Below are 18,620 nucleotides of genomic sequence, written 5' to 3' on the forward strand. Positions count from 1 at the left end.
CTGCGGGGGGGGGGGGGGCCCGGCGCCGCCCCCCCCCCCCACACCCCCCCGCCCTCTCGCGCGCCGCCCTGTGGGGGGGGGGGGGGGGGGCCACGGCTGTCCGAGCTTTCACATCACTCGATGACCTTGACGATCCTGCGCGTGCCTGGGTCGACGACAACGGTGCGGTTGTCAACCACGACATAACGATATTTGACGTTGGGGACTTCATGAAGCTCGACGGTGTCGGGGAGTGTCGAGCCGATGTTAAGTTCCACCCCAGGGACTTTCACCGAGGCTAGCGGCTGCTTCTTTACATACTCCTGGATGACCGTTTCCTGCTGCGGGTCGATGACAACGTCTTGCGCCGCAGCGGCGCCGATGCCTGCCAGCAACAAAAATCCCGCCACTGCGGTGGAAAGATGCATTTTCATGGTCGTCTCCTTTGCGAACTCGGTCCGCTCTTCGCGCCAAGGCTCCCTCGAACGGAAGGCAGCTGAAAACGTTCCGTCAACGGGGCTTCGGTCCCGCCCGGCAGGGACCAACCGACGTGTTGCCGTAGGACCTAAGTCTGATCCTTGCGCGCAAAGGGTGGGTTTGTCGCGCATCCCGGAACCGCGGCGGCGCGTAGCCGTTGCTGGCGGCACGTTCCCGGGAGGATTCCATGGAAAAGTCGACGGTTGCTCGCACCGATCTTGGCTGTTCCATTCCGATCGAGCCCGGCATCTGCGCAGCCTGTCCCTTCCTGCGCCGATAGGGTTCGCGCGTCAGTTTGTGGCGGGCGAACCCTCAAATTGCTGCGTGCATCAACGTTGACCCCTGAAGCGATTAGAGAAGGGGCGAGGAGAATAGAAATGGCCGACGACAAGACCAAGCGAGACTTCAGCGACTGCAATCACGTTTCGGCGGACGAGTATTACGAGGTCGAACATTTCGCGCGGGAAAATGGTGTTTCGCCCAGCCAGGTGAGCAAGCTGATCAAAAGGACCGGCGGCGACCGGATGATCCTCTCGCAGGCGGTGAAGGCATTGCGCGAGCGCAAGTGAGATGGCGGCGAAGCCAACGGTGGAGAGGCACTGATCTCGATCGGCCGAGATCGCGGCCAGCTATCGACAACGCTTCGGCCAAACGCAGTGCCCCGCTACTTCTTCGATTCCGATGAAGACGGAATCGTCTATTCCGACGATCAGGGAACGTTATACGACGATTCTCGCTGGTCAGGAAAGAAGCCCTTCGCACATTGGCCGAGATGGCCAGGGATGGCCTTCCTCATCGCAGGATTGCAGTCAAGGTCCGGGACGACCATGGCGGTCTGGTCCTTGAAGTGGCTTTGACCTTTGCCGTCGAAACGCGGCACTTCGACGAGCGGATTTTCCAGATCGACTTGCGCACGAGCTGACGCCTCGACCGTCATCGCTCCGACCATGAGATTTCTGGTGCAGCCGGCATCTTCCCTGGACCGGAACATTAGAAGTCTCTAATTGTTATCCTGTGCGGCGGGAACCTCCCGGGTTTCTGCTGCAGATCGGGTGCAACCCGGTCGGCCCGCGCCCTCCGCCAGAGGCGCGGGCTTCGTTTGTTTAGCCGATGCGCAACGCCATTCGGCGGCAGCATATTGGAGACCTGCGGGAGCATTAGTAGCATCAGTCGCTACCGCGGCGCCCTGGCGCCCAGGCAACGGAGCCCGTCGTCCGACAGGGCGGCGGGCTTTTTGACGCGGGTCGCTCCTTGCACGATTGGTGGAATTCTGGCCGGCGCCGCTTCGTGTGGCATGGGGTAAGGTGCCCTGACGCAGCGCCGGCCAAGCGGAAATCAGGTCCGCCGCAGCCAGATAGTAGCCGCGCTGGCGCAGCAGGTAATTGCGTGATCGCGGAAGCTGCCGCCGGCCTGGAGCACGCTCCGCGGGCCCTGCCTGTGCAGCGGCTGACCCGAGGCATTCATTCGTTCTGACGATGCACCGGACGCCGGGACGGCGGAAATTGACGCCGCGCTCGCCCTCGATTCAGCGGCCGGCGGTGTTCCCTGCAGATTCGGGCGAAAGGCCATTCCACCCTTGTTGCGCCTGGATTCTTATCAGATCGTGGCGAGGATTGCCTTTCCCGCCGCGTTTGCCGGCGTTCTGCTGTTCGCCCTTTTGCCAGAGCAGATCCTGCAGGGTCTTGGCCTGGCTTTCACGTTTGGTCACGACAAGCTCAATCACGCCGCCGCCTTCGTCCTCCTGGCGGCTCTCGGAAGTCTCGGCTGGCCGGAACACAAGGCGAAGCTGATCGTCCTCCTCGTTCTCATGGGCGCAGCGATCGAGGGGCTTCAGGCCGTGCAACTGATCGGGCGCGACCCGGATCTATTCGACTGGATGGCCGACTGCGTCGGAATCGCGTGCGGACTGATGGTTGCAGGCTGGACAAAGCGGCTCGCCGGCGGATTGCCATAGCTCGAAAGCGCATAACGGCGCCGGCGCGCCCGTGCTCCAATATAGGGAAAATGGCCGGCGCCACTTGGGGGGCGCGTTGGGGTAAGTTGCCTGTGGGACGCCGGCCAGGCGGAAAAATCAGGTCCGCCGCAAAGCAATGTAGCAGCAATGGCAAAAGCGCGGCAGTAGCGTGATCGCGGAAGGTCCGCCTTCGCGTCTCCGGTGGGTGACCCGTTTTGGGTCAACAATTCTGGCACCTGAATTGCACTGTAGAGAATGCCGGGAATCCCGGCAATCGTCCCCGAATATGGGGCCTCGCCGCTTCGCAAATGAAGCGGCGGGCCTTTTTACAGGACCCCGCCAAACAGTCCGATCAGCAGCTTAGCTGACTGCGGGCTTTGCTTGCCCCAGTTGCCCTGCCAAGTGCTTATTCTCACAAGAGAAATTCTAACGCGTCCAGGCATCGGTGCTTGACACAGGTGTCGCCAACTGGATAGTGGATACAGAGATACACTCGGTCGGACCCAGGACATGGCAGCAGACGCAATCGCGCCGTTCGGCGTCACAACCGCCGAGGAGGAGGCTTACCGCCACATTCAGCGGGCATTGAGGATGGGGCGTTACCGGGCCGGCGACCGGCTGATCCCGGAAGAGATCGCGACGGAAATCGGCATGAGCCGCATGCCGGTTCGCGAAGCATTCCGCCAATTGGCCGCGGAAGGTCTTGTGGTCATTCGCCCGAACCGTGGCTGCATCGTCGCCGGGCTTACCCTCGATGAGATCCACGAAACCTTTGAAATACGCTCGGTGCTCGAAGGGCTGGCTGTGAGGCTTGCCATGCCGCACATCGATGTCGAGGTGCTTGAAGAACTGGAACGCCAGCTCGACCGCATGGAGCGCGCCAGCCAGACGGGCAGCAGCGACTGGGTCGTGCGCCATCAGGCCTTCCATTTGCAGATTTGCCAATTGAGCAACCGGCCCAAGCTGGTCCGGCAGATTGCCAGCCTGCACGTCGTGATCGAGCCCTACCTGCGCATCTGGTTCGACTATGTCGACAAGCCTGCCAGCGCGCGCGCCGAGCACGAGATCCTGATCGAGGTGTTGCGGTCAGGTGATGCCGGCAAGGCTGAGATCGTCATGCGGGATCATATCGTCGAGACAGCGCCGCTTCTGGCCAACTTCGCAAGTCCCGGCCGCCGCTAGAAAATACCATCTAACTCGTTGAAGCCGGAAGATAATCCGGCACGACGAAAGGGAACTGCCATACCGGCAAAAGAGGAGAATGACATGAAAATTAGTCGCATCGCAGCCATTGCGTCGGTCCTGTTCGGCCTGGTCCAGGCCGCCGTCGCACAAGAAACGCCAAAGGCAATCACCATTGCCACCGAAGGAGCCTACGCGCCCTGGAATTTCACAACAGCCGACGGCAAACTGGACGGCTTCGAAGTCGATCTCGCCAATGATCTGTGCGGGCGAATGAAGATCGAGTGCAAGATCGTCGCACAGGACTGGGACGGCATGATTCCGGCGCTGACCGTCGGCAAGTTCGACGTGATCATGGCGAGCATGTTCATCACGGAAAAACGTCTGAAGGTCATCGATTTTACCCAGCCCTATGCGGTGGATCCCTCGGGTTTCGCGGTCGCCAAGAATAGCGAACTGGGCAAGCTGGGCATTTCCAACGAGCGCTTCAAGCTGGACAATGACGCCTCTGCGCAGGCGGCAATCGACAAGCTCAAGCCATTGCTGAATGGAAAGATCATTGGCGTTCAGGCTGCGACGGCGAACCTGGAATTTGTGAAAAAATACTTCTCGGACGTCGCCGAGATTCGCGAATACAAGACCACCGAGCAACACGATCTCGATCTTGCCGCGGGTCGCATCGACGCGCTCTTCGCACAACAGACAGCGCTGGCCGCCACGCTGAGCAAACCGGAGTTCAGCGACTATACGCTTGCAGGACCAGGATTTGTCGGGGGACTCTTCGGTCTTGGCTCCGGTGCCGGTATCCGCAAAGAGGACACCAAGCTGAAAGACATGTTCAACGGGGCCATCGACGGCGCGATCGCCGATGGCACGATCAAAACCCTGTCGCTTAAGTGGCTCAAGAGCGACGTCACTCCAGTCAAGTAGGCGCTTGTCGGCGAACGGCCATTCCTGACCCGTTCCGGAGCTGAGCCGTTCGCCCTGCCGGGGGTAACCAATGGTTGACGCATTCCGGCTGCTTGGTTTCCAGCACGGAGGTTGGGGGGCTGCTCTTCTCGCGGCGGCCGCGGTTACAGTGCTTCTGTCTGTGCTGGGCTTTGTGCTTGGCGCCGTATTTGGCGGGCTGGCAGCGGCCGGGCGTCTCCACAACTCCAAGGCGTTGAGGTTCTTGGCCCTTGGCTATTGCACCGTTTTCAGAGGTGTGCCCGACCTTCTGACCATTTATCTGCTTTACTATGGAGGAAGCGTCGCCCTGACCTCGCTTGGTCATAGCCTGGGCGGGTCCGGATTCGTCGGCGTTCCGGCCTTTGCCACCGGAACCTTGGCTATCGCCATCATCTCGGGCGCCTATCAGGCAGAGGTCTATCGAGGGGCTTACCTGGCCATCGACCAGGGACAGCACGATGCCGCTTGCGCGCTTGGTCTCAACCGGCTGCAGCGGCTGCGCCAGGTTATTTTTCCCCAGCTCCTGAGATACGCGCTGCCAGGTCTCGGCAATGTGTGGCAGCTGGTTCTGAAGGACTCCTCGCTGATATCGGTAATCGGCCTCGTTGAACTGATGCGCCAGGCACAGATCGCAGCGGGTTCGACCCGTGAACCGTTTATCTTCTACATTGCTGCAGCCTTGCTCTATCTGGCTATCGCTTCCGTCACCGGCAATGCCTTTTACCGCCTGGAACGAAAGGCGCCATGGCGCGTCCGTTCGGCATGATAGATTTCAGTTTTTTCCTCGAAATCGTGCCGAAGCTTCTTGCCGGCTTGCCGCTTACGATGGAACTGGCCCTGACTTCCATCGTTGCCGGCTTCGTTCTTGCCGTCACATTGGCGCTTGCCCAGCAATCGGAATCGCCCTTCGTCGTCCTGCCGATCCGCGGCTTCGTTGCCGTGTTCAGGGGCACGCCTCTGCTGGTGCAGATTTTTCTGACCTATTATGGCCTTGGCCAGTTCCGGCACCAACTGTCGGCAATTGGATTATGGGCCGTTTTCCGCGAGCCTTACTGGTGCGCAATCATCGCGCTGACACTCAACACCACCGCCTATGGCAGCGAAATCCTGCGCGGCGCGATTCAATCGGTGCCGCGCGGCCTTGTCGAGGCGGCCCGGTCCGTCGGCCTGTCCACCTGTCTGACCTATCGGCACGTTATCCTGCCGCTGGCCTTTCGCCAGGCGCTGCCGAGTTACGGCAATGAGATCATCCTGATGATCAAGGGCACGTCTCTGGCCTCCATCGTGACCTTGATGGAGGTGACTGGAATTGCCCAGGGATTGATCTCCCAGACCTACCGCGCCTTTGAAGTCTTCATCTGCGCGGGCGCCATTTATCTCACTTTGAACTTCGCGATCATCCGGGCCTTGGCGGCACTCGAATACTGGATGTCGCGGCATCTGCGGCACCGCCCCTCGACGATGAGCGACGCCGCCTCTTGAGCACGATCAGAAGGGCATGGAATGCGAAATTTTGAGAAGCCAACGCGCTCCGTCGTCGTTTCACGCGAGGCCATGGCCGCCACCTCTCATCCGTCCGCGACCCTGACGGCGGTCGAGATCATGGCGGCCGGTGGCAACGCCATGGATGCCGCCATCGCGGCCTGCGCAGTGCAGTGCGTCGTCGAGCCGGCCTCGACCGGCATTGGCGGCGATTGCTTCGCCCTTTTGTCGCGAAACGGATCCGGCGAGGTCATTGCCTACAACGGATCGGGCAGGACACCCGCCGCCCTCACAATTGACTGGTTCCTCGAACGTGGCATGGCCGAGGTGGCCCGCAATTCTCCCGGCTCCGTCACCATCCCGGGAGCCATCGATGCATGGACCAGATTGCACGCTGATCATGGGCACATGCCCTTCGATCAAATCCTGGCCCCCGCCATACGTTTCGCCGAGGAAGGCTACGCCATTTCACCGCGGGTCCATCGTGACTGGGCGTTGGAGGAAGAACTTCTGGCCTCCGATGGTGCCGCGAAACGGATTTTCCTGCCAAACGGTCGCGCACCATGCGTTGGCGAAGTGCATCGCCAGCCTGAGTTGGCTGCAACGCTGCGGCTGATCGCCGAGAAGGGACGAGAGGCCTTCTACACCGGCCCTGTGGCCGAAGACATGGTCGCCTATCTTCGTGGGCTCGGCGGATTGCACACGCTCGAAGATTTCGCCTCGGCAACAGGCGAGTACGTGGCCCCGATCAGCACGGCGTTTCGAGGCTGCGATGTGTTCGAATGTCCGCCGAATGGCCAGGGTGTGATCGCGCTGCTGATTCTAAACATCCTCTCGCGCTTCGAAGCCAACGGCGACCCGCAATCAGCAGACCGGCTTCACCTGGAAATTGAAGCGACACGCCTCGCTTACGCCGCGCGTGACCTGCTCGTCGCCGATCCCGACACGTCCGAGGTCCCGGTGGCTGACATGTTGTCGAATGCCTGGGCCGATCGTCTGGCCGGCATGATCGACCTAAAGCGCGCCCGCGCGGACCTGCCGCCGTTCGATATGCCGCTGCACAGCGATACGGTCTACATTTCCGTTGTCGACAAGGATCGCAATGCGGTCAGTTTCATCAACTCGGTCTTTGACAGCTTTGGCTCGGGCCTGGTCTCTCCACGCTCCGGTGTCGTCTTGCACAATCGCGGGCAAAGCTTTTCGCTTGACCCCAGGCACCCCAATGCAGTGGGGCCGAACAAGCGGCCTTTGCATACCATCATACCCGGGATGCTCGCGAGAGGCGGCCGGGCAGAAATGCCTTTCGGTGTCATGGGTGGCTACTACCAGGCAATGGGCCACGCGCATCTGTTGACGAAGGTGCTCGACTTCGGGATGGATCTCCAGGAGGCGATCGATCTTCCGCGGGTCACGCCCGTCAGCGGCACGATGAAGGTCCAGGCCGAACACGGGCTCGCTGGCGAAACCGTAGCTGAACTTAGCCGGCGCGGTTTCGAAATCATTCCTGCCACGGAGCCGATCGGCGGCGCGCAGGCCATTCGCATCGATTGGGCAAACGGCACTCTGCTGGGCGGTTCCGAACCGCGCAAGGACGGCTGCGCCCTCGGGCTGTAGGGTGGCAGAGCGGGATCCAAGATGCTGAAGAAGTCTTATCGACATTGGTCGGCGAGAGCAGGAGCCGCTGGCGCCATGGTCCCAGGTAATCGTGCACGCCATCGATATTCCGCTCGGCACCAGGTTATCACTTATGTCTTAGAGACAAACTGTTACCCATGTGTCCAGAATGGACCGGAAAAAATGGTGCCCAGAGGCGGATTCGAACCACCGACACGCGGATTTTCAGTCGGGGTGGGCTTCTGATCAGATCGCCTTAATTTGAAACATTCTCTAGGACAACGCGCGGAACCAATCGGGTATTTATCTTCTGTCCATTTCACGACGCTTCAAGCCATCACAGTTAAGCGCGAACAAAGTGACTCCCATTTGGTACCCAGAATTCTTGATAGCTTACACCGGCAGGTGCGTCGGCGTCTGGACATACCGACGACTCACCGCGCAGAGTGATTTGCGCATTAGCTCTTGAGTTCAAACGATTGGGAATAGTGCGTTGTTTCGACAACGATCACTTTGTCCCATTGCGCTAGACCTGGCACGTGCTTCCGAATTACGGCCACGTCGTCAGCGTCGAGCGCGCCGTAGCCGATGTGGTCGACGAATAGAAGCCACCACTCGGGATATTTCACCCGATGATCCGCCACCTTTTTCGTCTTTTCGGCAACGCATATCCCAAGATTGCGGATCATTTCCGCAACCACCCACCCGCCAGCTTGATCGTCCGTGTGGCCTCCCAAAACGAAAAAAGTACCAAACTTCATCGTCGACGGATGTATTTGGATCCTCAGCGACTTACCCACTTTTTGCTTTTCGGATCCAGAATTCGGATTGTTCGCAAAGTCAAAAAACACCTTCTTAAGAATGGGTTTCAAAATCTTCCAAGGCATCTCTGGCCTACCGTAGCTGTAGGAGACAAACCAGCTGTGCGAGCCTGTGGGCGGGCCAAAAGACTCAACGAGCTTCTTCAGTTTGTGAAAGAACGGAATGGCCGCATGCTCTAAGGCTTCCGTTCCCCTTGCACCTTCGTAATTCTGATTGAGGCGGCGCACCTCGATCGCTATGTGCCCCTTTAGTAAGAAATCCGGCGTGACGTTTCCATCAGGCTCAAAGACAATTTCATCTGACGTATAGCCCTTGCTCGCAAGGTAATCTGCGACGTGCTTTTCGCTATCGTCCATTGCCATGATCAATGCCCTGCTCATATCCGTACCGACGACCTCGCCGCAACAAAGCGATGAGGTGGTCCATTTCATTGCATGTCGGCTCTCCTAGACTACCAGGTCTTCCAAAGATCGACGACCGCGTTCAGAAACGCCTGACATTTTTCAGCTCGCCATGTAACGGGGGAGTCTTTGTGAAGGAGGTAATATTGTCTGTTTGCGCAAACGAATTTGGTTTTGTCCTGCTCCCATATCCAGTCGATCGCCGCGGCGAAAGTGTCGTCGTAACGTGTGCCAAATAACTCATTTGGGACGTTGTACATCAAACCTTCAAGGTAGTAGGAGGGCGCGATTCCAGCTTCCAACGTTCCGTCCGAAATCATACGATTTCGCATGTTCTTCAGGACGCGCACCAGTGGCTTGAACATGCTGCCGGTTTGCTGGTGCTTCGCGGTGCAGTTATCCGAGTGCTGTTTTGGATAGTTGATGACCTGCGTTTTGTCGGGGAGAAAAAAGCAGATCCCTTCGTCATACTGTTCGTTATGTACGCCATTGAACTTGAGATACCGTCGAAAACTAACGCAAGGCAGCACGTCAGCATCGCGCCGTCTGCCTCTCCCCTTGATCCGAATTGCTTTTTCTCCAGGATCAAAGTCGGAAGGAAATTGCTGCTCCAGCCACTTGGAGACGTCCACCTTAAACAGCGCGTAGTTATATTCCGCCGCTTTATGCGTCTGCCGGAAATTTTCCTGTTCGCCTTCGTTTAAATTCTTCAAATCGTAGTAGTAGATTGAACCGCACTTCAGCACGATGTCCACATCGCTATCGACACCCAGGACGTTGGTGTCATTGCCATATGAGCCTTGCAAAAATGAAGTGGGGCTGCGATTCGCATACTGCGCGTCTTTGTGGTCGGTTATCGCCCTGATACTTGCATTCGTCTCCTTGGACGTGACCGCTGCCCCCGGCTTCGACCAAGTCTCAAGCTGTTCTTCCGGAATTGCCATGATTATTCCGTTACAACAAAAATGGCTTCAGCTCATCTTCGAATTCTCCGTAGGACTCAGTCCCGCGTTGAATAAGAATGTTGAGCTTTTTCATGTCCCGCTCGAAGAGATCCGTCGCCATCTCGGGACTGGAGAAGCTCTTGCTTACGCGGATCGTCGGAACGTGTTTGAATAGCACGTGTCGTAACTGATCCATGGATCGGGTGTTGATTTCCAGTGTCTTTTGCAGGAGTTCGACCAGTGGATACTTGTCCGTCCACCATCGGTAGTTAGTTGGGTACCGGCGGACTGGCGGATATTCCCCGACACCAACGCTTACAACGCGAATTTTTTCGGGAGGCAGTTGCAAAGGCACCAGCGCATCGGCGATCGCGTAGAGCGTTGGATTGTTGGCGCAGTATCCACCATCGATGAGCACAACATGTTCGTCCAAGCTTGTTGTTACAATCTTCCGTTGGAAGAAGGGATAGGCCGAGCATGACGCCTGCACTGCATCGCCGATCGTACAACCAAAGCCTTGTACAAAGCTTGAATGGCTACATCGAGCCGATAAGATGATCCAGTACTATTGGAGCGCGGTCATCGGAACGGAGCGGAGCGTTGGCTTTGCTGCGAGAATGCGTAAGGAAGGATTTACCCGCTTTGAAGAAACGATCGACGAGTTTCGCATCCGCTTTGATCCGCCACCCCACAAGCCAATAAAGCGATAGCTGTTATTCGCACCGTGTGGCCGGTCAGGGCTGAGAGGTCTCTTCCCCTGGCGGGCCCGAGAGTTCAGTGAAAGTCAGCCGATGGGTGCAACACGGTCAGTCCCCTACAAGATCCACACTGTACTCACCGACAACGGCATCCAGTTCACCACGCCCGGCGCCGGTGGCTCGGCCGTGCCGCTAATCAAGGAGGCAATGGCAAACGGCGAGCTGTTTCGGGCGCACGCCTTCGAATACACCTGCGCCAGCAACGACATCGACCACCGCACGACCAGGGTCAGGCACCCATGGACCAACGGCCAGGTCGAGAGAATGAACCGGACCATCAAGGACGCCACCGTCCAGCGCTTCTACTATGAGAGCCACGATCAGCTCCGGCAGCATCTCACCGACTTCGTCGCTGCGTACAACTTCGCCCGCAGGCTCAAGACCCTCAAGGGCCTCACGCCCTACGAGTTCATTTGCAAGGCATGGGCTGCACAGCCAGAACGCTTCAAGCTTGATCCGCTCCAGCAATTGCCGGGACTAACGGAAACAACGGGCCAAGCTCAGGTGCGACATCGACAGGCAGCGCGGCGGTCGTCGCAGGCAAAGCCTTTGCGATCCAGTACTACTCCTCGTCCGCCCCCGCGAACGGCCTTGGCCTGGCTCTTTCGCAGGGAACAGAAGTCTACGCCCGGGTCAAATTCTGGAGGACGACATGAAATACGCCCGCGTCATTGATGGAGTGGTGGATTCGATTTCGTTCGAAGGTGGCCCAGAGCCGGGATGGACAGAGGTTCCCGACGATGTTTTCTCCGGCTTTTCATTCGATGGTGAGAATTTCACCGCCCCAGAACCAACGCCGCCGCCTCGTCAGACAGTTCTGAAATCGCTTGTGCAGGCTCGTATCATCGAAGCTGGCAAAATGGCTTCAGCCTACGCTGCCTTGACGCAAAACCGGTCTATTTCGCCCGCTGGTTTGCTCCCGATAGACCCGAGGTCTACTGCGACGACCCGGACGCCGTTTCCCTGCTTCAAGCTCTCGGGCTTGATCCAGACGCCATCCTTGCGCCGTGAACGACAATGCGGACAATGCCCGCGAGCGCGTCGCCGCGGCGCATGGGACGGTGGCTTTTTTTATGTCCCGACCCATCTAAGAATGGCCACGCAGGTCCGTAGCAGCACTTGCGCAAGAGATCATGGATTCAGGGCAGCGGGATCGGCTTGTCACTGAGTGTGCGCAAGTAGGCAATTATGTTTGTTCGTTCAGTCTCGTCCGGAACACCAGGCACTTCCATGTAAACGCCCGGCGTCGTGAGCATGGGCTCATACAGAAATTTGTTCAATTCCTCGAGCGTCCATACCCCTTCCCAGCCGAGCAAGGCCTCGGAGTAACGCATGTTTGCCATTGATGCCTTGTCGCGGCCGACGACGTTCCACAGGGTCGGTCCATGCTTGATCCCTCCTTGTGACTCGACGCTGTGGCAACTGGAACACAAGCTGGTGAACCGGGCTCGGCCTTTCTCTACGTCGGCGGTAGCCAACTTCTTCGAGATCGGGGCTGGCGTTGGCAAGACGACGCCGTGCGACAAGAGATACTCGGCAACTTCGCGTTGCCCCTTCAATTCCGCCATGTGGAGCGGTGTCTTGCCATCCTTTGTCTTCGCATTCACGTCGGCGCCGGCCTCGACCAGTGCCGTCACGCAATCGAGGCAACCGGATCTGACTGCGATGTGAAGGGCGGCCTCGCGGCCGCGCTGCGCATTAGGATTTGCGCCTCCGTCCAACAGCAGATTGATCAAATCGATCCGGCGTTTTGCCAGAGCCGGCATGAGGGCAGGACCCAAACCCGGCGTCGCGCGAACAGACATTGGATCAAAAGCCGGCTCACGGGAAATCGAAATGCTGCCATTCCACGCATCGATGGACCCGACATTGACCGTCAAGCGTCTGGACATAGGAGGCGACGGGCACGGCGGGGCGGTCGCACTCATTGCCAAATTGGCGGACATATCGATCATAGGTGTTGCGGCCCGTGGTCAGGACGACCGCGCGCCGGCTCTGGATCAGCTGCTGCGTCTGTTCGCAAGTCATGGTGCGCGCATCCGGCCGGGCGTAAGCCATGCTTGTGGCGGCGAACAGGATCGCCGCGGCTGTCGAGACGATTGGGCGAGCTGTCATGCTGCATCCTCACCAGGGTCGTGCCTAACGCGCACCTTCGCCAGTGGTTCCGCAGCTTCACCCGGAGCAGCTAGAGCGTCTAGCCGACAAGGCAGGCGCCACCCCGCCGTAGGGTTCATTCTCCTCTGTGGAGCGCGGGCTTTTCAATTCACAGGCTGCAGCGGTTGATGCTCCGGCTTCGCATGGTGAAGCACCTGGCCGAGATCGCGCATGTCGAAATGCTGTCCGCACACTGGACAATGTTCGAAATGCTCCGCCTCGGGCTTGATTGGTTGGTCGTGGTCCCTGCCTCAAAAAACTTCGGAACCGTTGCAGAAATCACGCATTACAACTGCAGCGGTCGATGTAGCCGCTAAGACACTCCCCAAGTGAAAGCCCGCTGCCGGCCCCTCCCGCCAGCGGGCTTTTCGCTGTACGGCGTCGTGTCGTCAAAGCTGACTGGCGGTAGTCCGCTGTGTAAAGCCATAAGGTGCCCCGCAATGGGTCAATACGTCTGGCACCGCAATTGCATGGTCAAGGATGGGGAACGGGTTGGAGGCCCGTCGCTTCGCAAATGGAGCGGCGGGTCTACTATATACCGGCCGCGCGCCAGGATAAAGCGCGTCGCATGAGGTCGGTCAGACGCGACGCGCTTTAAGACTTGCCTGTCGCAACCGATGGTAGTAACTGATATGATTAAGTCTACAGTTGAGTAAATGTGACGCGGGTTACTAGGTGCCATGAGCGAGCGCGGTGAGGAATACCTCCCTGAATGGATTACAGGCCATCTGTCCGATGATCCGGTAATTGCCAGAGACATCTCGGCCAGAATTTTGAACATGAACAATGTTGGGGTCCCGTCCCGTGGGATGAGGAGAAGCCAGCGGAAAGAAGCGTCGATCGAGGGCGGCGGTGAGATTTTGGGGGCTCTGTCGACTCGCGCGATCACCGTCATCTTCCCAGACGCAACACCCATCATGCTATTGGCTGTTTTGGCGCTTTCCGTGCTGTTGCTCCTGGGCGTGGCAGGTCCGGGCTATTAGATGAGGCGGTTGCGTCAACACTCTGATCGGGAGGCCCACTTGCGTTTCCCATAGACCTCAGGAATATAATCCTCTCCGTTGCTGCGAACCCCTTTCACGGAGATCGCCATGCCCCAAAAGACCCTCGCCGACACCCTGGCCGCCCGCGAAACCATCTATGTCAATTGCGGACACCCGATGTGCTGCAAATCGACGAAACTCGACATCCCCGGCGCTGATTGACAGGCTCGGCCGTGACCACGGCTCGATGCATGACGACCTGATCGGGCTCTTTGTCTGCTCAAATTGCAAGGCTGCCGGTCGTGACCGCCGGCAGGTGTTCTTCACATGCATTCCTGACTACGAAGGCCAGCAGCGGGCGCGCAATCGCGATTGGAAGCCAACTTTCGAACGAAGGGGCTGAAAGTGGCCGGTGCCCGTTTGGGGGCGGGGGGTAAGATCGCCTGAGGGGCGCCGGCCGGGCGGATTGGGGTCCGCCGCCGTTGGATAATACTCAACTTGGCGATTCGAGTAATTCCGCGATCACGGAAGTCATAAGCGTGGTTAATCCACCATGTCGCGCAGCGGCTTTTTGCGCTTCGGTGGCCTGTACTTCTCGACCAGCCTGACCTTATCGATGTCGATCGTCACCAGCGGCCCCATGTCGATGGTCACCTTGCCGCCTTCCTCGTCTATGCGTGTGATCTCTCCGGTGAGCTCTATCTGCTGGCCTCGCTTGACCTTGGATTTGCTGTCCACGATGGAATGCGGGAAGCCATAGGAGGGGAGGGAGACGCTGATACGGTCGTCGGTGACCCGCCTACGTACCGTGGCCGTGATCGCAACCACGTCGCCGATGCCAATGCCCCGCGCCATGCTTTGAGTCTGGGGCGGCCAGCGCCTCAGTCAAGTGGTAGCTAATATAGGTGACGCTTCATCCAATCGATGGACGAAGCCCATCAAAGGCCGGTGCTAAATTTGATGCATGTCGCGACCTTACTTACCCCCGAGCCACCTTGCTATCGCTATCCTCGCGATCAGCGTCAGCTATGCCGAAGCTGCGGACCGGAGGCTCGAAACCGCGACGCGCTGTACGTACGCCAGTTCGAAGAACCTGCCGGTTTGCACCGCGTCAAGCTCGCTCCTCGAAGTGCTAGGTGACAAATGTTTTCTCGTCAAAGGTTCGATGATCTATGGCGACATCGCCGCGCTGTCCCAGATAGTCACTTTGAGCTGGTAGCCATGAGGCTCGCGACCCTCCAACTTGAAACTGCGAGATACGGCGACGTTTATCGGGCCGAAAGGCTCACACGGCTGAGGCAGCAGGTGATCCGGCACATCAAGCGCACTGACGCCTCGGCTCAAAAAGTCGAGCAAGCGCTTTCTAGGTTGGCCGAAGCAAACGCCCCCATGGACCGGCTCGCACGGCACCAGTAGGGCGGCACGATGTGCGGCGGGTTGGTCGGTTGCTGCATATGGCGTTCCCTCCACATCCGTTTCGCGATGCCTGGGATGGCGCTGTCGGTCGGGCGTGCTTGACGGTGTAGACCACTGCTGCGACGCTCCCTAGATCTCGTTGTTTTCGATAATGGCGGCTTCGCCGTCGGGCGGGTGAGGGGCCTGCGCCGATTTCCGCAGCCTCACGCCAGCGCCGCCGCCGTTCTCAGGGATGAACTCGATGCCAGCCGCTTCGAGCGCAGCGCGAATTTTATCCACGCTGCTCACGCGAGCATCCTGACCAGCCTCAAAACGATTGACGGTATTCCCTCCAACGCCTGCCGCTTTGGCAAGATCGAGGGTGCTCCAATTGAGGGCTGCACGCCCCATACGGCACTGAACTGGCTTCATATGGTGTTTTTATCACCAATCTATGTTGACATCAACTTGGTGGTGGGATTACCGTTAATGGTGTAAATATCACCACTAGGAGGAAATCCAATGCCGAACACATCTGTTCGGGCAGCCGTTGAAGGTATGCCCAAAGTGAACCGTCTGAGCCCGCCGTCCGACAGCCTGGACGACCTCCAGGGCGAGATTGGCAACCTGCACCAACTGCTTTCTGTCATGTGCCAAATCGTCAACGAGAATCAGGAATTCGTCCGCCCTGACGGTACACGGAACGTTTTTGCCGACGAGATTTGTGCGCTGGCGACGATATCGCGCGACCTCGCCGAACGCCTGGGCGAAGCGGCAGAGGCCTGTGTCGACAAGGCACTGGCCGACGCCAAGGCCAGAAAGACCGCATCATGAACGCGCTTACTTCCGCCCCGACCGTCGAACCCTTCTGCGTCTCTGATACGTTCATCACCGGCGCCGGCCCGCTCCAGTTCATGGGCGACAATCTCAGGCTGACGCTGCATGTCTTGCAACGCTCGACCTATGACGGCGGCACCGAAAACGCCGTTGTTTCAAAAATCGTTGGAAGTCGCGCCGACATGCTGAAAATCGCAGCCGCCATTCTCAGTGCTTGCAACTCCCGATCAACACCAGCGGATAAAGTGGTGGAAAACTTCATGGAGTTTCTTGAAGGACCCCCCGGCCGTCACTGATCAAACCGGAAAGTTTTCCTCTTTGAAGCCCGCTGCCTCAACGGTGGCGGGCTTTTCACAACTGACAACTCGCACGGCGCAAATTAGCAATTGCTGATGCTTTATGCTTAGCTGGAAAATCATCGTTCAAAAGAGAGGGGTTGAACAAATGTCTACATCACGTCGTGCACTGCTTTCCATGATGAGTGCAACTGTCGCATACGCCGCCATTTCTGGCATCGCGTCCGCGAAAGGAGGCGGTGGAGGCGGTGGAGGCGGTAAGGGCGGCAAGGGCAGCAAGGATGGCGCGATGGACATCGGTCCCGGCCTATTGCCAGCGAGCGGAACCAGCCCACAACAGGTAAAAACTTTCAAATCCTTCGAAGGCAAGGCATGCAACCGTGACTACAAACGGCTTTGCCCAAGCACACCGATCGGCAAATGCGATCTTGTAGGCATGAGCGGGCAGTTGTCACCCAAGTGCAAGGCCTTCGTAGAGACGCACCGATAAGAAATCCCACTGCTGACCGCATTGACCCGCGCCGCCGACACGAACGCTGCTATCGATCTATCTCGCGACGGGTCCGCTGCACCACGGTGGCGGGCCTTCTTTAGCTTGTGGCCGAAAAGTCACGCAGCTTGAATATGCAGAGCTTCAACCGGCGCGAGCTTATTATCCAGCTAAGCGAGGCGTACCGTTGTTCACACGGGCGCAAAGGGGACGCCCGACTCCTCCCGAACTAGCGCCCGCTGCCTAACGGTGGCGGGCTTCTTTGTCATAAAGCGGAATGACAATTCAGTAGCATGCCTTCGCGCCGTCGATCGTGTCGACGCGATCGATGCAGTCCGACATTCGACGCGCCTTTGCCTGAGCGGCCTGCAATTCTGAATCCGCCGCGGCCTTTCCGGACTGGACCTCTTCATAGGCCGAGTTCAGCAGATTGAACTTGTCGACGAGCTCATTGTATTTTCTGAGCTGAGTATCATAGGCGTCGACGGCGACATCGAACTTCGACTTGCACACAAAGCCTTTGTAATCGCAGGTGTAGGAATCGAAGCAGATCGCATCCTTGGAAACGCATGTCGCGCTGCGCTTGCAGACGACGGCGCCGTAGTCTAGGCAAGCCGGCTCACTGCCAAATGAGCATGAGAATGATTGGCCGGCCAGGGTCGGCACCGCCCAAAGGAACGCAGCAAAGAGCGCGCCCGCGATGCTGATAAATGGGCGCATCCTCGCGTCTCCCGCCTAGAAAATAGAGCCCAGTCCACGGCCGATTGCGAATAGGATCGCCACGGTGAGCAGTTGCGTCGCATACATCATGGCGGTGTATTGGATGACGCCGATCCGCTGAAACATCCCGATGACCGCGCTCGATCTCATCCAGAAATAAACCAGCGTTCCGATGACGGCGAGGCCCAGGACCGCGTACCAACTCGTATGTGAATAGCCGACCACAACGGTCAGGACCACCAATAGTAACGCTGCAAGTTCTGCCATGCTCCTACCCCCAAGTCGCACGATCTTGGCGATAGTGGCAGGATGGCGCAGGAAAGCAAGGAGAGTGCCTACAGAGCCCGCTGCCTCACACGGTGGCGGGTCTTCTCACGGGGAGGTGGTCAGAATCGGCGGGTGTTCCGATATGAACGAATATTGGCCCGCCATGTAGGCCGCACCTCCCGCAAAGCAAAGGATAGAGGCAAAGACCAGGAGCACGCCAGCGTTCATCCAACGGTTTGATACCTGTAGGTAGGCTCGCTCCATGCCCCGATCTCTCTCGCTTTTGTCGACAAATCTCGAAGACAGAAAGGCGGTTGGCCAGGCGAGGGCAGCTAGGACCACACCGACGGTCCAAGCCATGACTGACCAGACAACAGAACTCAGTAGATCCAGCTTATAAAGTTCGGCTAATTGGCTTAGCACGGCGACCGACCCGCCGGCATTGATCAACATCGCTGCGCCAATAGCGCTCTTCGCGTACTCCTGCGAAATCTCCCTGTAGTCGGCCATCCAGCATCCCCCCATGTTGCGTCCGTGTCGCGTGGACCTGCCGATACTGGCAGGGAACCCTTGGAAATGAACGGGAACAGTTTGCAACACAGCGCGACATGGAAAGGCTGGAGTGGCAAACTTTGCCACACCGCAACGACTTGATCTCATTGAGGAAGTGATGGTGCCCAGAGGCGGAATCCAAGCGGTAGAAAACCTGCTCTGTTTCCAAATGGTTAGGACTCACGCTATAGGAGGACTGGCCAACAAAAATACCAACAAAATATTCCTGTGGATTAGTTCGGTTCCCGGATATCGTTCGCTCAATGCCATCGCGTCCCAACCTTATCTCGAAGGCCCATTGCTGTCGTTACTCGAGTTTGGCCAAGATGGTCCGGTCGCATTGCATGGCGCGTTTAGCTAGTCGC

General features: G+C 58.4%; 24 protein-coding genes and 1 pseudogene. 14 read left to right on the plus strand and 11 right to left on the minus strand.

Translation table 11 applies throughout. The features are described from left to right. Window positions 1–113 precede the first annotated feature (113 nt). On the minus strand, window positions 114–413 hold the full coding sequence (locus tag AC0L2P_RS29890; RefSeq protein ID WP_473506578.1) for a DUF1236 domain-containing protein: 300 nt from the start codon (window positions 411–413) through the stop codon (window positions 114–116). A gap of 420 nt (window positions 414–833) precedes the next feature. On the opposite strand from AC0L2P_RS29890, the gene AC0L2P_RS29895 reads away from it, so the two are divergent. The 8 genes from AC0L2P_RS29895 to ggt all read left to right on the plus strand — a co-directional run bounded on the left by AC0L2P_RS29895 (window position 834) and on the right by ggt (window position 7,636). After that, window positions 834–1,025, plus strand: a complete 192-nt coding sequence (locus tag AC0L2P_RS29895; RefSeq protein ID WP_473506579.1) for a DUF3606 domain-containing protein — start codon at window positions 834–836, stop codon at window positions 1,023–1,025. 203 nt (window positions 1,026–1,228) lie between these two features. After that, on the plus strand, window positions 1,229–1,378 hold the full coding sequence (locus AC0L2P_RS29900; RefSeq protein WP_473506650.1) for a hypothetical protein: 150 nt from the start codon (window positions 1,229–1,231) through the stop codon (window positions 1,376–1,378). Between the two features lie 654 nt (window positions 1,379–2,032). Continuing rightward, window positions 2,033–2,410, plus strand: coding sequence for a VanZ family protein (locus AC0L2P_RS29905; protein WP_473506581.1), 378 nt, complete (start codon window positions 2,033–2,035; stop codon window positions 2,408–2,410). Between the two features lie 510 nt (window positions 2,411–2,920). Then, window positions 2,921–3,592: a GntR family transcriptional regulator gene (locus tag AC0L2P_RS29910; RefSeq protein WP_473506583.1), complete on the plus strand. Its 672-nt coding sequence runs from the start codon at window positions 2,921–2,923 to the stop codon at window positions 3,590–3,592. An 84-nt stretch (window positions 3,593–3,676) separates the two neighbouring features. Next, entirely contained in the window at window positions 3,677–4,522 is an 846-nt protein-coding gene (locus AC0L2P_RS29915) for a transporter substrate-binding domain-containing protein (RefSeq protein ID WP_473506585.1), read from the plus strand. A gap of 70 nt (window positions 4,523–4,592) precedes the next feature. Then, window positions 4,593–5,306: an ABC transporter permease gene (locus AC0L2P_RS29920; RefSeq protein ID WP_473506587.1), complete on the plus strand. Its 714-nt coding sequence runs from the start codon at window positions 4,593–4,595 to the stop codon at window positions 5,304–5,306. Next, window positions 5,303–6,022: an ABC transporter permease gene (locus AC0L2P_RS29925; protein ID WP_473506652.1), complete on the plus strand. Its 720-nt coding sequence runs from the start codon at window positions 5,303–5,305 to the stop codon at window positions 6,020–6,022. Before AC0L2P_RS29920 ends, AC0L2P_RS29925 begins: the two co-directional genes overlap by 4 nt. A gap of 21 nt (window positions 6,023–6,043) precedes the next feature. Further along, entirely contained in the window at window positions 6,044–7,636 is a 1,593-nt protein-coding gene (ggt, locus tag AC0L2P_RS29930) for a gamma-glutamyltransferase (RefSeq protein ID WP_473506588.1), read from the plus strand. Between the two features lie 458 nt (window positions 7,637–8,094). On the opposite strand, the gene AC0L2P_RS29935 is transcribed toward ggt, so the two are convergent. From AC0L2P_RS29935 to AC0L2P_RS29945, 3 genes are read right to left on the minus strand one after another with little or no spacing between them, the layout of a single operon-like run. Continuing rightward, window positions 8,095–8,889 (minus strand): hypothetical protein, encoded by a 795-nt coding sequence (locus AC0L2P_RS29935; RefSeq protein ID WP_473506590.1) that lies wholly within the window; start codon window positions 8,887–8,889, stop codon window positions 8,095–8,097. Window positions 8,890–8,909: 20 nt separating this feature from the next. Beyond that, the gene (locus tag AC0L2P_RS29940; protein WP_473506592.1) at window positions 8,910–9,803 is read right to left on the minus strand and encodes a nucleotidyltransferase domain-containing protein; all 894 of its coding nucleotides are present in this window, start codon (window positions 9,801–9,803) and stop codon (window positions 8,910–8,912) included. Window positions 9,804–9,813: 10 nt separating this feature from the next. Then, entirely contained in the window at window positions 9,814–10,236 is a 423-nt protein-coding gene (locus AC0L2P_RS29945; RefSeq protein ID WP_473506594.1) for a hypothetical protein, read from the minus strand. A gap of 373 nt (window positions 10,237–10,609) precedes the next feature. Here AC0L2P_RS29945 and AC0L2P_RS29950 point away from each other — a divergent pair. Then, window positions 10,610–11,038 (plus strand): annotated as a pseudogene (locus AC0L2P_RS29950) (integrase core domain-containing protein); the annotation flags it as partial. A 662-nt stretch (window positions 11,039–11,700) separates the two neighbouring features. On the opposite strand, the gene AC0L2P_RS29955 reads toward AC0L2P_RS29950, so the two are convergent. Together AC0L2P_RS29955 and AC0L2P_RS29960 are read right to left on the minus strand one after the other, a co-directional pair. Further along, window positions 11,701–12,441: an ankyrin repeat domain-containing protein gene (locus AC0L2P_RS29955; RefSeq protein ID WP_473506596.1), complete on the minus strand. Its 741-nt coding sequence runs from the start codon at window positions 12,439–12,441 to the stop codon at window positions 11,701–11,703. Beyond that, window positions 12,383–12,676 (minus strand): hypothetical protein, encoded by a 294-nt coding sequence (locus AC0L2P_RS29960; protein ID WP_473506598.1) that lies wholly within the window; start codon window positions 12,674–12,676, stop codon window positions 12,383–12,385. The genes AC0L2P_RS29955 and AC0L2P_RS29960 overlap by 59 nt, the downstream gene beginning before the upstream one ends. A 719-nt stretch (window positions 12,677–13,395) precedes the next feature. Between AC0L2P_RS29960 and AC0L2P_RS29965 the strand changes: the two genes are divergently transcribed. Further along, window positions 13,396–13,698, plus strand: a complete 303-nt coding sequence (locus AC0L2P_RS29965; protein ID WP_473506599.1) for a hypothetical protein — start codon at window positions 13,396–13,398, stop codon at window positions 13,696–13,698. A 543-nt stretch (window positions 13,699–14,241) separates the two neighbouring features. Here AC0L2P_RS29965 and AC0L2P_RS29970 read toward each other — a convergent pair. Then, window positions 14,242–14,553 carry a hypothetical protein gene (locus AC0L2P_RS29970; RefSeq protein ID WP_473506601.1) on the minus strand — a complete coding sequence of 104 codons (312 nt, stop codon included), beginning with the start codon at window positions 14,551–14,553 and terminating at the stop codon, window positions 14,242–14,244. A 690-nt stretch (window positions 14,554–15,243) separates the two neighbouring features. Beyond that, entirely contained in the window at window positions 15,244–15,402 is a 159-nt protein-coding gene (locus tag AC0L2P_RS29975) for a hypothetical protein (protein WP_473506603.1), read from the minus strand. Between the two features lie 213 nt (window positions 15,403–15,615). Here AC0L2P_RS29975 and AC0L2P_RS29980 point away from each other — a divergent pair, with 213 nt between their 5' ends. The 3 genes from AC0L2P_RS29980 to AC0L2P_RS29990 all read left to right on the plus strand — a co-directional run bounded on the left by AC0L2P_RS29980 (window position 15,616) and on the right by AC0L2P_RS29990 (window position 16,716). Next, a complete protein-coding gene (locus AC0L2P_RS29980; RefSeq protein WP_473506604.1) occupies window positions 15,616–15,927 on the plus strand; it encodes a hypothetical protein in 312 nt (103 codons plus the stop codon). Beyond that, window positions 15,924–16,226 carry a hypothetical protein gene (locus tag AC0L2P_RS29985; RefSeq protein ID WP_473506606.1) on the plus strand — a complete coding sequence of 101 codons (303 nt, stop codon included), beginning with the start codon at window positions 15,924–15,926 and terminating at the stop codon, window positions 16,224–16,226. Before AC0L2P_RS29980 ends, AC0L2P_RS29985 begins: the two co-directional genes overlap by 4 nt. 103 nt (window positions 16,227–16,329) lie before the next feature. Next, window positions 16,330–16,716, plus strand: a complete 387-nt coding sequence (locus tag AC0L2P_RS29990; RefSeq protein WP_473506608.1) for a hypothetical protein — start codon at window positions 16,330–16,332, stop codon at window positions 16,714–16,716. A 285-nt stretch (window positions 16,717–17,001) separates the two neighbouring features. Here the strand turns inward: AC0L2P_RS29990 and AC0L2P_RS29995 are convergent, their stop codons facing one another. The 3 genes from AC0L2P_RS29995 to AC0L2P_RS30005 form a co-directional block, all read right to left on the minus strand. Beyond that, entirely contained in the window at window positions 17,002–17,436 is a 435-nt protein-coding gene (locus AC0L2P_RS29995) for a hypothetical protein (protein ID WP_473506610.1), read from the minus strand. A gap of 15 nt (window positions 17,437–17,451) precedes the next feature. Further along, a complete protein-coding gene (locus AC0L2P_RS30000; RefSeq protein ID WP_473506612.1) occupies window positions 17,452–17,703 on the minus strand; it encodes a hypothetical protein in 252 nt (83 codons plus the stop codon). A gap of 105 nt (window positions 17,704–17,808) precedes the next feature. Continuing rightward, complete coding sequence (locus tag AC0L2P_RS30005) at window positions 17,809–18,213, minus strand: hypothetical protein (protein ID WP_473506614.1); 405 nt, start codon at window positions 18,211–18,213, stop codon at window positions 17,809–17,811. Window positions 18,214–18,325: 112 nt separating this feature from the next. Between AC0L2P_RS30005 and AC0L2P_RS30010 the strand changes: the two genes are divergently transcribed. Then, on the plus strand, window positions 18,326–18,616 hold the full coding sequence (locus AC0L2P_RS30010; protein WP_473506616.1) for a hypothetical protein: 291 nt from the start codon (window positions 18,326–18,328) through the stop codon (window positions 18,614–18,616). Window positions 18,617–18,620 lie beyond the last annotated feature (4 nt).

Source organism: Mesorhizobium sp. WSM4836, assembly GCF_055811815.1.